The 14,820-nt window shown below is 37.7% G+C and carries 13 protein-coding genes; 7 read left to right on the top strand and 6 right to left on the bottom strand.

Annotated features, from left to right (window positions below; genetic code table 11):
• The first annotated feature begins 248 nt into the window (after nt 1–248).
• The 4 genes from J4051_RS03495 (at nt 249) to J4051_RS03505 (ending at nt 6,106) form a co-directional block, all read left to right on the top strand.
• Nucleotides 249–3,671, top strand: coding sequence for a methylmalonyl-CoA mutase family protein (locus tag J4051_RS03495; RefSeq protein WP_208232476.1), 3,423 nt, complete (start codon nt 249–251; stop codon nt 3,669–3,671).
• 455 nt (nt 3,672–4,126) lie between these two features.
• The gene (locus J4051_RS19120; protein WP_262897792.1) at nt 4,127–4,258 is read left to right on the top strand and encodes a hypothetical protein; all 132 of its coding nucleotides are present in this window, start codon (nt 4,127–4,129) and stop codon (nt 4,256–4,258) included.
• A gap of 413 nt (nt 4,259–4,671) precedes the next feature.
• On the top strand, nt 4,672–5,235 hold the full coding sequence (locus J4051_RS03500; RefSeq protein WP_208232477.1) for a transposase: 564 nt from the start codon (nt 4,672–4,674) through the stop codon (nt 5,233–5,235).
• Nucleotides 5,236–5,566: 331 nt separating this feature from the next.
• Nucleotides 5,567–6,106: a sigma-70 family RNA polymerase sigma factor gene (locus J4051_RS03505; protein WP_208232478.1), complete on the top strand. Its 540-nt coding sequence runs from the start codon at nt 5,567–5,569 to the stop codon at nt 6,104–6,106.
• A 94-nt stretch (nt 6,107–6,200) separates the two neighbouring features.
• Here the strand turns inward: J4051_RS03505 and J4051_RS03510 are convergent, their stop codons facing one another.
• A complete protein-coding gene (locus J4051_RS03510) occupies nt 6,201–6,596 on the bottom strand; it encodes a hypothetical protein (protein ID WP_208232479.1) in 396 nt (131 codons plus the stop codon).
• Nucleotides 6,597–6,713: 117 nt separating this feature from the next.
• Between J4051_RS03510 and J4051_RS03515 the strand changes: the two genes are divergently transcribed.
• Nucleotides 6,714–7,157, top strand: coding sequence for an Lrp/AsnC family transcriptional regulator (locus tag J4051_RS03515; RefSeq protein ID WP_208232480.1), 444 nt, complete (start codon nt 6,714–6,716; stop codon nt 7,155–7,157).
• An 8-nt stretch (nt 7,158–7,165) separates the two neighbouring features.
• Here the strand turns inward: J4051_RS03515 and J4051_RS03520 are convergent, their stop codons facing one another.
• Together J4051_RS03520 and J4051_RS03525 are read right to left on the bottom strand one after the other, a co-directional pair.
• The gene (locus J4051_RS03520; protein ID WP_208232481.1) at nt 7,166–7,675 is read right to left on the bottom strand and encodes a hypothetical protein; all 510 of its coding nucleotides are present in this window, start codon (nt 7,673–7,675) and stop codon (nt 7,166–7,168) included.
• A 3-nt stretch (nt 7,676–7,678) separates the two neighbouring features.
• The gene (locus tag J4051_RS03525) at nt 7,679–8,659 is read right to left on the bottom strand and encodes a YpdA family putative bacillithiol disulfide reductase (protein ID WP_208232482.1); all 981 of its coding nucleotides are present in this window, start codon (nt 8,657–8,659) and stop codon (nt 7,679–7,681) included.
• A gap of 176 nt (nt 8,660–8,835) precedes the next feature.
• On the opposite strand from J4051_RS03525, the gene J4051_RS03530 reads away from it, so the two are divergent.
• Nucleotides 8,836–9,438, top strand: coding sequence for a DUF1684 domain-containing protein (locus J4051_RS03530; protein ID WP_208232483.1), 603 nt, complete (start codon nt 8,836–8,838; stop codon nt 9,436–9,438).
• 155 nt (nt 9,439–9,593) lie between these two features.
• On the opposite strand, the gene crcB is transcribed toward J4051_RS03530, so the two are convergent.
• Together crcB and J4051_RS03540 are read right to left on the bottom strand one after the other, a co-directional pair.
• The gene (gene crcB, locus J4051_RS03535; RefSeq protein ID WP_208232484.1) at nt 9,594–9,962 is read right to left on the bottom strand and encodes a fluoride efflux transporter CrcB; all 369 of its coding nucleotides are present in this window, start codon (nt 9,960–9,962) and stop codon (nt 9,594–9,596) included.
• Nucleotides 9,959–10,915, bottom strand: a complete 957-nt coding sequence (locus J4051_RS03540) for an effector binding domain-containing protein (RefSeq protein ID WP_208232485.1) — start codon at nt 10,913–10,915, stop codon at nt 9,959–9,961. The genes crcB and J4051_RS03540 overlap by 4 nt, the downstream gene beginning before the upstream one ends.
• Before the next feature lie 92 nt (nt 10,916–11,007).
• On the opposite strand from J4051_RS03540, the gene J4051_RS03545 reads away from it, so the two are divergent.
• Nucleotides 11,008–13,050 (top strand): dipeptidyl-peptidase 3 family protein, encoded by a 2,043-nt coding sequence (locus tag J4051_RS03545; protein WP_208232486.1) that lies wholly within the window; start codon nt 11,008–11,010, stop codon nt 13,048–13,050.
• A 197-nt stretch (nt 13,051–13,247) separates the two neighbouring features.
• Here J4051_RS03545 and J4051_RS03550 read toward each other — a convergent pair whose 3' ends face one another.
• Nucleotides 13,248–14,723: a T9SS type A sorting domain-containing protein gene (locus J4051_RS03550; protein ID WP_208232487.1), complete on the bottom strand. Its 1,476-nt coding sequence runs from the start codon at nt 14,721–14,723 to the stop codon at nt 13,248–13,250.
• Between the last annotated feature and the right edge of the window lie 97 nt (nt 14,724–14,820).

Consider the following 14,820-nt stretch of genomic DNA (forward strand, 5'->3'; position numbering starts at 1 on the left):
AAGTCCAAAAATATGTCAAATAGTTTAGATAATAAGTCTTTGGGCAAGTTTTTGAAATAAAAACCGGGTTTTCCGCTATATCTTTTTTAGGCATCTTGGGGAATTGGATTATTTTTTGGTTAGTTTATAAATGCCTAAAAAAGGATGCCGCTGCAACCCCTCTTGCAAATTTAAACTATTCACAATATGAGGTGACTTGTTTTATAAAATCTGTAAATTTGCAGGACGTATAATTTCAATTTTCAACAATGATACAAGCAACACCATACAAACCAAAACATAAAGTCAGAATAGTAACTGCTGCTTCTCTTTTTGATGGGCATGATGCAGCAATTAACATCATGCGACGCATTATCCAATCTACAGGGGTTGAAGTTATTCATTTAGGACATGATAGAAGTGTAGAAGAAGTGGTCAATACTGCCATTCAGGAAGATGTCAATGCCATTGCGATAACTTCTTATCAAGGTGGTCATAATGAGTATTTTAAATACATGTATGATTTATTAAAGGAAAAAGGCGCAGGACATATCAAGATTTTTGGTGGAGGTGGTGGTGTCATTCTGCCATCAGAAATCAAAGAATTGATGGATTATGGCATTACCAGAATTTATGCTCCAGACGACGGAAGGGAAATGGGTTTGCAGGGCATGATCAATGATTTGGTTAAAACCTCTGATTATGCGATAGGTGATGTGTTGGATGTTGAATTAAATGATTTAAAGAAAAAAAATCCAAAGGCCATTGCAAGAATCATCTCTTCTGCTGAAAACTTTCCAGAAGTTGCAGATGACCTCTTGGATAAAATTCATATTAAAAATAAAACTTCCAAAACACCGGTTCTCGGAATAACTGGAACTGGAGGTGCTGGGAAATCATCTTTGGTGGATGAGTTGGTGCGTCGATTTTTAATTGATTTTCCAGAGAAAACTGTAGGTTTAGTCTCTGTGGATCCGTCAAAACGTAAAACAGGAGGTGCTCTTCTTGGAGACCGTATTCGGATGAATGCCATCAATAATCCTCGTGTCTATATGCGGAGTTTGGCGACCCGCCAATCCAATCTTGCACTTTCAAAATATGTCAATGAAGCCATTCAAGTTTTAAAAGCTGCAGAATATGATTTAATCATTATCGAAACTTCGGGAATTGGTCAATCAGATACGGAAATTATTGAGCATTCGGATGTGTCGTTATACGTCATGACACCTGAATTTGGTGCCGCTACACAATTGGAAAAGATTGACATGCTCGACTTTGCCGATTTGGTGGCCATCAACAAATTTGATAAACGTGGTTCCTTGGATGCACTCCGTGATGTCAAAAAACAATATGTACGTAATCATCTCTTGTGGGATGTTGATCCAAAAGACTTACCTGTTTTCGGGACAATTGCCTCACAATTTAATGATCCAGGAATGAATACCCTGTATAAGGCGATTATGGATAAAATCGTCGAAATAACCAAGGCCGATTTAAAATCGACCTTTACCATTTCTGATGAAATGAGCGAAAAGATTTTTGTAATTCCTCCAGCTAGAACGCGATATCTCTCTGAGATAGCAGAAAATAATCGGGCTTATGACAAAACGGCAACTGAACAAGTTGAAGTGGCACAAAAGCTTTATGGGATTTACAAAACCATCGAATCGGTAATCGGGCAGACCCCGGAATTGGACAAAGCTGGTATAGATAATCAATCGATCAACTCAAGCGATGTCGAAAACAAAGATTTCCTAAAACTGTTGGTAGGCGAATTTGACCGGGTCAAATTAAACCTTGATCCTTACAACTGGGAAGTCATTACTGGTTGGGATGAAAAAGTCAATACCTACAAAAATCCTGTTTATGCTTTTAAGGTTAGAGGTAAAGAAATAAAGATTGAAACCCATACAGAATCCCTTTCACATTTACAGATTCCAAAGGTTGCCCTTCCAAAATATCAGGCTTGGGGTGATATTTTAAGATGGATTTTACAAGAGAATGTTCCGGGTGAATTTCCTTTTACCTCTGGACTTTACCCTTTTAAAAGAACGGGAGAAGACCCAGCGCGTATGTTTGCTGGCGAGGGCGGTCCGGAAAGAACCAATCGTCGCTTTCATTATGTGAGTATGGGACTACCGGCAAAACGCTTGTCAACCGCTTTTGATAGCGTCACACTTTATGGAAACGATCCTGATCATCGTCCCGATATTTATGGGAAAATCGGAAATGCCGGAGTGAGCATTTGTTGTTTGGACGATGCCAAAAAACTGTATTCAGGTTTTAATCTGTCGCATCCTATGACTTCTGTAAGTATGACCATCAATGGCCCTGCGCCAATGCTGTTGGGCTTTTTTATGAACGCCGCTATTGATCAACAATGTGAACTTTATATCAAGGAAAACGGACTCGAAAAGGAAGTCGAGGCCAAAATCGTCAAAATCTATAAAGATAAAGAGGTGGAACGTCCAAGCTATAAAGGCGACTTGCCAGAAAGTAATGACGGTTTAGGATTAATGCTTTTGGGCGTTACAGGTGATCAGGTATTGCCGAATGACGTGTATCAAGATATCAAAACCAAAACGATTGCTCAAGTTCGTGGTACCGTTCAAGCCGATATTTTGAAAGAAGATCAGGCGCAAAACACCTGTATTTTCTCGACAGAATTTGCATTGCGATTGATGGGCGATGTACAGGAATATTTCATCGAAAACAATGTGCGCAACTTCTATTCGGTGTCCATTTCAGGATATCATATAGCAGAAGCCGGAGCCAATCCAATTACGCAATTGGCATTGACCTTGTCCAACGGATTTACCTATGTGGAGTACTATTTGAGTAGAGGGATGGATATCAACAAATTTGGTCCAAACCTGTCTTTCTTTTTCTCCAACGGTATCGATCCTGAATATGCAGTGATTGGTCGTGTGGCCCGTAAGATCTGGGCTAAGGCAATGAAAAACAAATATGGCGCCGATCCAAGAGCACAAATGTTGAAGTATCACATCCAAACTTCCGGGCGTAGTTTGCATGCGCAGGAGATTGATTTCAACGATATTCGGACGACACTTCAAGCCTTGTACGCCATATATGACAACTGTAATTCGCTACATACCAATGCTTACGACGAAGCCATTACAACACCAACAGAAGAATCGGTAAGACGTGCCATGGCGATACAATTGATTATCAACAAAGAATTAGGACTGGCTAAGAATGAAAACCCTATCCAAGGCTCGTTCATCATCGAAGAGCTGACCGATTTGGTAGAAGAAGCAGTGTTGTTGGAGTTTGATCGTATTACCGAAAGAGGAGGCGTTCTCGGAGCTATGGAAACTATGTACCAACGCAGTAAGATTCAGGAAGAAAGCTTGTATTATGAGACTTTAAAGCATAATGGCGAGTTTCCAATCATTGGGGTGAATACCTTTTTAAGCAGTAAAGGGTCGCCAACGATTATTCCGAAAGAAGTGATAAGAGCTACTGAAGAAGAGAAGCAATTCCAGATCCAAACGCTTGAAAATCTTCACAAAGGAAATGATACAAAAGACTTGCTAAATGACTTGCAGCATAAAGCCATTCATAATGAGAATATTTTTGAAGCCTTGATGGAAGTGTGTAAAGTGGCTTCATTGGGTCAAATCACCGAAGCTTTATTTGAAGTGGGCGGTCAGTATCGCAGAAATATGTAGCAAGGACAGCTCGCGAGATGTCCTTGCATAGCACATTTTCCTTTTTCGGATATTATTTTCAATTTTTTCGACCTGAGCGAAGTCCAAAGGCTTAGCCCTGTATTAGGTGGGATCTCGTTTGTTCCATCGTGATTCAGTTAATCCATAATTATTTTTCCTAAAACTTATGTATACAGTATTGAGTGAGCGTGTCTATAGTTTTTTAAGCCACTCTACATAAATTTGATCATATTTCTCGAAAAACAAAATCAATCCTGAACGAAAAGCGTTCAGGATTTTTTCATTAATAAACTTAACCGTTTATCGTTAATTTATGTAAATCAATGCATATTAGGTAGTTAAAAATGTAAAACAACTAATATGTGTTTAGAAATTGTGCTGTTATCAGCTTTCAGAACTAATTTTGTAGGGTCGCTATTTACCTATTTAAGTATAACCTATAAAATGATTCGATTATGGAAACTACACTACGTTACAAGTTTACGAGAAAATCAAAAAATTATTTTGATTGGCTGATCTACACCATTAAATCAGAAAAGTATTTTTTGGCAGAAAGCCAAATTGAGGGCTGGAATGGTCTTGATTAGTTTGGTTTAATTAAAAATATTGCAAGATCTATTTTATTCAGACCTGACAGGTTTCCGAAACCTGTCAGGTTTTTTGTTTGCAATAATCTGTGAAAAAAGTCCCGAAGAATCGATTTGATGATTTTTAAATAGAGCAAATAGATGTGATTTGGTTTTTTGGATTATGTAGGGACAGCTCGGGAGCTGTCCGCGCGCGATATCCGTACGCTGTCCGTGCGCTGAGAGCGGCGTATATTAGCATGTTTTTCGATTTCAATAGCGATTAATGATGGATGTGTTGTTAATAATTTCATGGTTTGGTTATTTGGGATTTTGTAGGGACAGCTCGCGAGCTGTCCGTACGTGGAAAATTGGAAAATATTCCATAATTTTCAGTATCAGTATCAGTATTAATATTGTTTTGTAGCATCAAAATGAAAAATCGGAAGAGAAATCGGTTGAAAGGATATGATTATTCCCGAGATAATTTATATTTCGTCACAATTTGTGTGCAAAATATGGTCTGTTGTTTGGGGAGGGTTGTGGAAGGGACAGGTCACGACCTGTCCGTACGCGAGCTGTCCGTAGGTTCTGAAAATCATGATAAATTGGTTTCAAAAGAATCCAAGAAGAAAATGGAGTTGAATGAATATGGATTGATTGTCCAGAATCAAATCAATTGGTTGGAGGCCCAATATCCTTATGTTTTGGTCCATAATTATGTAATCATGCCAAATCATGTCCATCTTATAATAGAAATTGATCGTTTAAGAATAGAGCATCTTTCGATTAAAATAAAATCGCTGTCAAGTTTAATTGGGGCTTTTAAAACAACATCTTCAAAAATGATCCATCTTGCAGGTTTTGAAGATTTCGCCTGGAAAAGGTCATTTCACGACCATATCATTAGACAGCAGAAATCTTATAAAAACATTTCGAATTATATTGATGCAAACCCTGAAAAGTGGCATCAGGATGGGTTCTTTTCTAATATTTAAACAATTCGAGTGGCGACGTTATTTTGAGTAATAATCTGTTTATGGATCGGGTTTTGCTCCTCCATTATTCTAAGTTTATAAAAAAGTTTCAAAAAATGCATCTTTTTCAATCTTTTCACGTCTATTAGATGAACATTAAAATATATAGATCATGAATAATAAAGAGTGTTTCTGCGACTGCGACAGTTGTCAACAAGGAAATTGTGTGGCTTGTACCTGTGAAAACTGTACATGTCAGAATTGCAACTGTTAAGCTTAGTTTAAAATGTTAATAATAAGAGTCTATTTTAGTAATTTTATACTAAAGTGGACTCTTTTTTAATGAGCTTTTATGAAAACGAAAACCGTTTGGGATTTATATGCACAAGACATCAGGCGCTTTATATTAAGTAAGGTAAAGGATGCCGCTATAGCTGATGACTTGCTTCAGGAAACATTTATCAAAGTCCATGTAAAACTGGATTCCTTAAAAGACGATCGAAAAATCAAGGCATGGGTGTTCTCCATTGCTCGCTATACGGTTATAGATTATTTTAGACAAAATAACCTTAGGCATCCAATTGAAGAAAAGGATATTGTCGAAGAACACACCAATTCTGAACATACACGGGAAGACTGTTTGCGTGGCATCATCAAAGCATTACCACAAAAATATAGGAGCCCTTTAATTTTAGCTGATATTCAAGGTTTAAAACAGGCTCAAATTTCTGAGCGGTTAGACTTGCCCTTACCAACTGTGAAATCACAGATTCAGCGTGCGAGAAAACTGGTTGCCCAAGGTTTTGTAGAGTGCTGTGATTTTAAAGTAAACGAGGCTGGGTATTTGATTGGTGAATTGCAAGAAAAGGAAAACTGTAAAATCTGCAATTAAGCAATTTTTAGTGTTTTTTAAGATCCTTATTGAAATATGCCTATCTGCCGATAGACTCGGAATTTGGAATTTGTTTTGTTTGGAATTTAAAGTGTTACAAAGTCATCATCCAAGTATGCTGCAATCTTCTAAATTTTCTTAACTCTCTTCTCAAGATAGGAAGGTATTCTCTACCATTACTGTGGCTTTTTTCTAAACGTTTACAGTTTTTATAGAGTAAATTAGTCAAACGCTCCAAAGAAGCAATGTGCTTGTATTTTTTATCTGTATGACGTTCCATTTCTGCATTGACAATTTCAGGAGCCAAAGATGAGGATTGTTGTACAATATCACCAGAGAAATAAATGTCTGTATCTTCAGAACCATCTGGTTTTAAGTATGCTAAATCTTGATTTAAATATGTTGAAATACTTCTTGAAAGAATAATAATTTCTATCGCCTTTTTATAAAGCGGCATTTCAGGTAGGTAAGATGGAATTGGGTTCGACATGATTAATAAAAGCAATTTATCAAATTTAGTGACAAATCTGATGGTATTAGAATTGATCTTAAAGTAAAAGGGTATATTTGCTTTAATAATTAAAGTAATATAGTTAATTTTCTTTAAATGAGTATAGATTCGCTTAATTGGAAGATTTTGAAGTGTTTACAAAACGGAGCACGTCAGTCTAACGCTGAAATCGGGAGACAGGTTGGAATCAGTTCTCCTGCAGTTTCTGAACGTATAAAAAAGATGGAAGATGCCGGAATTATTCAGGGTTATCATGCCTTTGTATCTCCCTTTGAGGCCGGTTATCAGCTGAAGGCAATTATTACCTTAAGAGCGTTTATGGGCATGCTGAAACCATTTTTGGAAAAGGTGAAAACCTACGATGAAGTTTTGAATTGCTACAGAATAACGGGCAATGAAAATATTGTTATGGAAGTGGTCCTTAAGAACCAGAAACATTTGGAAAGCTTTATAGACCAACTCATTGTTTATGGTGAAACTAAAACTCAGATTGTTTTGTCTCATGTGATAAAATACAATGAAGTGCGACCTATAAAATAGTTCCGTCCTTAAAGATCATCAAATCCATCAAAATCATCAAAATTAAATGGGATGTCGTCATCTGGATCGTCATCGTCATAGTTGACTCCCGGCGGATTAAAGAGACCCCAACGATCAATAATATAGTTCCAGCAATCGAAGGTTTTGACCCATTCCGCAAACAATACCCTAAATTCTTCGACCTCATTTCTTAAGATATCTAAATATTCGGTATCCGGATACCCATGCATTTCCAGGCCTCTGGCATCAGTAATCAATTCCATTGCCGCTTTTCTAATAATGGTGGCATTCTCCATTCTAATGTCGTAGAGCATATCCTCAGATGAGGCGCCAGCTATCTTAGCAGGAATTATGGAAGCATTCATGCCCAAATATTTGAGATTGTGCTGCATCATTTCAGCCTCAATCGGATCCTCAAATGTAATATCGGTCCTTTCAACGGAATCGATGATGGAACCAACAAGATCCATGATTTCACGTGCCTTTTGGAATACCGGCAGTTTTTCCCACTGTTCCATAATTTAAATCTTTTTAGTGCTTAACGTTTCGATATGTTCAATGATTATTTTAGCATGAATCCTTGAGTTTTCGATAAACCATTTATGCGTTTCCATGCCACCACAGATAACCCCAGCTAAATATAATCCTAATATATTGGTTTCCATAGTGTCGGGATCATATTGAGGTAAGCGGGCTTTATCATTGGAGAGTTTAATTCCTGAATTGATTAAAAACTCGAAATTAGGACTATACCCTGTAAGCGCTACAACGAAATCATTAGGTAACGTGATTTTGCCATCTGGCGTTTTAATGGTTATTTCAGTGTCTACAATCTCAACGACTTCTGAATTGTAGTAAGCTTTTATACTTCCTTCCTTAATTCGATTGATGATGTCCGGTCTCACCCAATACTTCACGCGCTCTCCGATTTCTGAGCCTCTGATGACCATGGTTACGTTTCCTCCTTTGCGCCAAATTTCGAGGGCTGCATCTACTGAGGAGTTGCTTGCGCCGACCACAACTACGTCTTGCATAGCATAAGGATGGGCTTCGTTATAATAATGGGTGACCTTCGGTAAATCTTCCCCTGGAACATTTAATAATGTTGGAATGTCATAAAATCCAGAGGCGATAATCACTTTGTTCACGTGATATTTCGTTTTGGAAGAGGTGACTACAAAATTGTCCTCCAATTTTTTAATGGTCATGACTTCCTCGTATAGACGGATGTTCAATTCGTTGGACGTAGCTACACGTCTATAGTATTCGAGAGCCTCGTCTCTATTGGGCTTTGGATTATTGCTGATAAATGGTATGTCATCAATCTCTAACTTTTCTGACGTTGAAAAAAAAGTCATGTTTTTCGGATAGTTGAATAGAGAATTTGTCAACGCACCTTTTTCAAGGACAACATAGTGCCAATTTCTTTTTTTGCATTCCAATGCGCAGGCTATGCCAATTGGGCCTGCGCCAATAATTAATACTTTATAAACGTTTGTCATTTTTTAAACTTTGTTTTGAGGTTATTGTGACTCTTTTTATAAAAAAAAACAGTAATTATGGTCCTAAATCCTCGAATTCCGAAATACCAGCCTCTTGTTTGTAAAAATACGGAATCATCGAAATAAACTATGGTCATTAAGTTAAAATTGTATGTTTGCAAATCAATTACTTTTTTATGAAAACACTATATTCATTTTTGTTGGGATTCATTTTTTTATGGGGTTGTGCTCAGGATAAACAACCAATTCAAGGCGAGACAGAGTTTCAAAGAAATCTCAATGCAGAGTTTAAAGATGCTTCAAAGTCGCCTTTAAAACAGAAAGATAGAAGAGAGTTTACAGGATTGGACTTTTTTAAATTTGATTCTCTGTATGTGGTAGAAGCAACTTTCACGAAATCCGTCGATGAAAAGCCTTTCAAAATGAAAACTACAACAGATAGGCTTCCTACGTATTTAAAATATGGTGAAATTTCTTTCGATTTAAAAGGAGAGTCGTACACCTTGAGCGTTTACCAGGATCAAGATTTATTGAATGAAGCAGGCTTTGAAGATTACCTGTTTTTACCCTTTTTAGATGACACCAATGGAGATGAAACTTACGGGGGCGGACGTTATATCGATTTGAGCATTCCAGATGGCGAAATCATGACTATCGATTTCAATACAGCATATAATCCTTATTGTGCCTACGATGAAAAGTATTCTTGCCCAATTGTACCGCGGGAAAATTATGTAGATGTTGAGGTGAGGGCGGGTGTTATGGCGTTTTTGAAATAGTTATTCAGTCAGCAGTTGGTAGTAGACAGTAGACGGTCAGCAGTGATTAGTTGGGTGATTGCTTTAGTCTTTAATTTTTATATGCAACATTTCTGCGAAAATCCGCGAGATCTTCGGGAAATGAAACTTCGTGCAGTTCTCCGAAACAACTCAGATCAACTTTTCACCAAATACATTCCGAGGAAAACAGCTAAAAATCCGACGACAAAACTCGCTATAGTATAGATGGCAAAGCTCATAAAATCGCCCGATTTTAAAAAGATGTGATTCTCATAAGCAAAGGTTGAGAAGGTGGTGAATCCGCCACAAAACCCGGTGGCAAGGAATAAGATTTGGTTTTGGGTTAAAGTATTGTTCTTTACGGCCAAACCTAAAATAATGCCAATCAATAAACTCCCTAAAATATTAGCTGCAAAGGTGCCGTAAGGAATACCGGTTGCATGGCTGTTGAGATATTTCCCGATGATAAATCTCAGGACGCTACCAAAGCCACCTCCAATAAAAACCAATATTAGTTGTTTCACAAGTCTTCAGCGGATTCTTTAATAGGAATATAGATTTCAGTAACCCAATGTGCAGGATTAGGAAGTTGGGCAGGATCATTCTTATAAACCTCAAACGGACTTATTTCTGAGGCTTCTATATTTTGATCTTTTAGATATTTTTGAGCAATGGTCCACGCTTCTTTTAAATTGGTATGGTTCCCTCTTAAAGTCACCTTAAGTGCTTTGGTGCGTTCCATAAATCCATTAAGCACATTACTGTCTTCTGCAATAATGACCCTTTCACTTACGGGGATGGCATTGCTCATAATTACATTGCCATTCTCCAGGTTCATTTCAATATAGATTGTGAATGGCATGCCACTGGCGGAGATGTTATGAGCATTCATGAATGTTCTGATGTCATCATATTGCTCTCTCATGGTAGTGCTTTTATTGCTTCCGGTGGAAGAAATCGTTTTGTACAAATAAAAACCGCCACCATATTCCGTTATGCCGTCAACATTAATAGAATATGTAGCCATACTTTTTGCTACTTTTTTATCGATACTTTCCAGGTCTGCTTTGAATTGCTCTGAAAGTTCCTCTTCATTATCGCCAAACAATGCAAATTTGGCCTTGGTCATAAACGCTAAATTGTCAGCATCAAGCTTCCTAGTAACGGTTGTTGAGCCATCATCATTGGATACAAAATTCCATTTTAATTCTGATTTTTTTATTCGCTTACTTGTAAACGTCTGGTGAATTGAGTCGTTAGGGGTGGCTATGGTTTTCTGCATTGTTTCAGAGCTTTTCCAAAATGAGGACCAGTCCACATCAGTGGTATCTGAAACGATATCGAAAACCACCGCTTTCGGAGCGTTAATGGTAGTGCTTTCCGTAACTTCAAAATCATTGGGTTGAACTGCAATATAAATGGCCATTCCGATAAAAGCAATTAACAGTAAGAATAAGAGGTATTTTATAAATTTCATTGGGTGATTTTGTAGAGTTTATCAAAGATAGACAATTTTATAGTATCTTAATAAATATTACATTTGTAGTATTAAAATTTAAAAATTAACAAATGAACTTAAAATCAATATTTGGGATTGCACTAGCAATGAGCTTGACTTTTGCCTGCAAAAACGAACCCAAAACAAACAACGATTCAATTTCACAGGCTGAAAAAGTTGACACAGCATTTGATTATACTGTTGAGCAGTTTGCCGACGTTAAAATTCTGCGATATCAAATTCCAGGGTGGGAAAACTTGACTTTGAAAGAACAAAAATTAGTGTATTATTTAACCCAAGCAGGTTTGGCAGGGCGTGATATTATGTGGGATCAAAACTACCGTCACAATCTTAAAATCAGAAAAGCATTAGAGACCATCTATAGTAATTATGAAGGGGATAAGTCTTCGGTCGATTGGAAAGCTTTTGAAACCTATTTAAAACGTGTTTGGTTCAGCAATGGGATCCATCACCATTATTCCAATGATAAATTAAAGGCAGAATTTTCTCAAGACTATTTAAAATCTTTATTGACCGCAACCAATACACAATTGGAAGGTGATGCTTTTGATGTGATTTTTAATGATCAGGATTCAAAGAAAATCAATCAAGCTAAAGATGCAGATAATGTGGCACAATCAGCAGTTAATTTTTATGGAACAGATGTCACCACTGCCGATGTGGTACAGTTTTACAAGAATAAAAGATCGCCTAATCCAGACAAACCCTTGTCATTTGGACTCAATTCTAAATTGGTAAAGGAAAACGGCGAATTAAAAGAATTGGTTTATAAATCAGGTGGTTTGTATGGTTCGGCCATTGATGAAGTTGTGAAATGGCTGGAACTGGCGAAAGGTGTTGCTGAAAACCAAGCCCAAGGAGACGCATTGGGACTTCTAATTCAATATTACAAAACGGGTGACTTGCAAACCTGGGATGACTACAATGTTGCATGGACAGCTGCCACTGTAGGAAATGTGGATTATATCAATGGTTTTATTGAGGTTTACAATGATCCTATAGGCTATAGAGGTTCTTATGAGAGCATCGTTCAAATCAATGATTTTGACATGTCACAAAAAATGAAAGTTTTATCCGATAACGCACAATGGTTTGAGGACAATTCTCCTTTAATGGATGCTCACAAAAAGAAAAATGTTGTAGGGGTTACTTATAAGGTTGTGAATGTAGCAGGTGAAGCTGGAGATGCTTCGCCGAGCACACCAATTGGAGTTAATTTACCAAATGCCAATTGGATTAGAGCAGCGGTTGGAAGTAAATCGGTTTCTCTTGGCAATATTATCGAAGCCTATAATAATGCAGGAAGTGCAGGTAGGTTAAAAGAATTTGTAAATGATGAAGATGAATTAAAATTGGAGCAAGAATACGGTCAGGTAGCAAGCAAGTTGCACACGGCCTTACATGAAGTGGTTGGTCATGCTTCGGGGCAATTGAATCCTGGTGTAGGTGAAACTAAAGAAACACTTAAAAACTATGCGTCAACTTTAGAAGAAGGTCGTGCTGATTTAGTAGGGCTTTATTATCTGTACAATCCAAAACTACAAGAGCTTGGGTTGGTAGACGATTGGAAAAAAGTGGGGATGGCTGCTTATAATAGCTATATCCGCAACGGGCTAATGACCCAGTTGATCCGCTTGAATTTGGGCGACGATGTTGAACAAGCCCACATGAGAAATAGACAATGGGTGAGTGCTTGGGTTTTTGACAAAGGCAAAAATGACAATGTCATTGAAAAAATCACCCGTGATGGAAAAACCTATTACAATATCAACGATTATGAAAAGCTGCATGAGCTTTTTGGACAGTTGCTTCGTGAAACCCAACGCATCAAGTCAGAAGGCGATTATAAAGCCGTTGAGGCTCTGGTGGAAACCTACGGTGTTAAGGTAGATCAAACATTACACAAGGAAATTTTAGAAAGAAATGCGCAATTCCCTGATGCGCCCTATAGCGGATTTGTAAATCCTGTTTTGATGCCAGACAGAGATGACCATGGTGAGATTACTTCAATAAAAGTTACCCAGCCAGAATCTTTCTCAAGCCAAATGCTGAACTATAGTAACTCACATAGTTTTTTGAAAGAAGAGAATTGAATCTTATTTCAAAGCACATTTAATAGAAAACGGGGAACTATATTTTAGTTTCCCGTTTTCTTATTGACACTAAATTTCAATAATAGAAGGTTGACAACGATAAGCGTGATGATCGAAATGATTACAGTCATAATAGTGTTATTTTTAATACATCTTAAAAAATAGAAGATGTCATCATTTTTTTATTAAAAATTTGATCAATTTACAAGTAATCTTAATGTTTGTGAACCACCATTGCTGTTGCTTACTTTTATAAAATATAAGCCTGGATCTTCAAGACTCAGTTTTTCTATACGTTCAACTGAAGTATAGGATTTCGATAATACAACTTGCCCCAGCATGTTGAATATATTGAGGTTTAAAGTCTCTGCCTGATGCCCTAAACTCAAGCTGAAACTGCCATTTGTCGGATTCGGAAATAGGGTTATTTTAGAAAATTTATTGTCGTCGAGTGATAGGGGTTGACTGATGCGATAAACAAACGCTGTTGCTTTTGAAGGCGCTTGTGCAGCCACATATGTGTTGCCGTCTGATGACAATGCCAGCGCTGAACCCAACATGTCAAAATTAACATTGCCTGTAACAACCTGGCCAGCCTGATTCCAATCGGTTCCATCAAATTGGTTCACCGTAACGGTGCCTGCCTGTAGTCCGCCTGTCACGTTGACACCGTTGGCTCCAATTGCGAGAATAGTACCATTTGCACTCATGCCTAAACTGCATCCAAATAAATCATTATTATTCTCTCCGTCCATAGCGCTACCTATTTGTATCCAATCTGTGCCATTGAATGTGAAAGCCCTTACTTGCCCAGTTCTTGCGGAGCTAAATGAACTATAGGCAATAATGTTTCCGTCTGCACTTATGGCCACTTCCCTGCCTATGCCTTCTGTGCCCACTCCTAAAATCTCTTGACCTTTTTGTACCCAATCTGTGCCATTAAAAGCATACACTATCACGGCGCCTGCACCATTAATCGCTCTGTTGGCACCTGATGTGATTATTGTATTGCCAGTCGCATCCATATCGAGAGTTATGCCCAAAGTTCTATCAGCCTTGGGAACTATTGGACCGCCTTTTTGGATCCAATTGGTTCCGTTGTAGTTATAAATACGAACATGTCCAACGTCGGGAACGCTATTATAATCAACTTTGGGTGCGGAAGCTGCAAATGTGTTTCCATCAGATGAAATAGCAACTTTTGATCCGAAAGAATCTCCAGTGCTATCTCCTAAAACATTGGAACCCATTTGTTGCCAGTCGGTACCATTAAATTGATATACTTGCACCAAACCAGAGTTAGATCCGTTAGTACCTGATGCGTTGGCGCCAATACAAACTATATTTCCATCTGCGCTTAAACTTACCGATTCACCTCCTCCTAAAGAAGAAATTATGGTACTGCCCTTTTGACTCCAATTTGTACCATTAAGATTAAAAATCTGCACACGACTCCCTATGCTCGTACCTCCCTTTGGCAGGCCAAAGGCAACCGTATTTCCGTTGGCGTTAATACTTACTGCTTTTGCGAAATCAACATGGGGCGGACCTACAAAATCAACACCCAATTGATTCCAAGTTTGTGCTGATAATGTACTTGAAAAAAGTAAAATTAGAGAGAAAAGTAAAAGAGGAATTAATACGTGTTTTTGAATGTGTAATTGAGCTCTCATCTTTTTGAATGTTTTAGTTATGAGATGACATCGGAGAGCAACTGAAATGTCATCATAAAAAAAAACTAAAACTTAAATTGGGAACGTTTCTGATTCT

Source organism: Gelidibacter pelagius (assembly GCF_017581925.1).
Lineage (GTDB): Bacteria > Bacteroidota > Bacteroidia > Flavobacteriales > Flavobacteriaceae > Gelidibacter > Gelidibacter pelagius.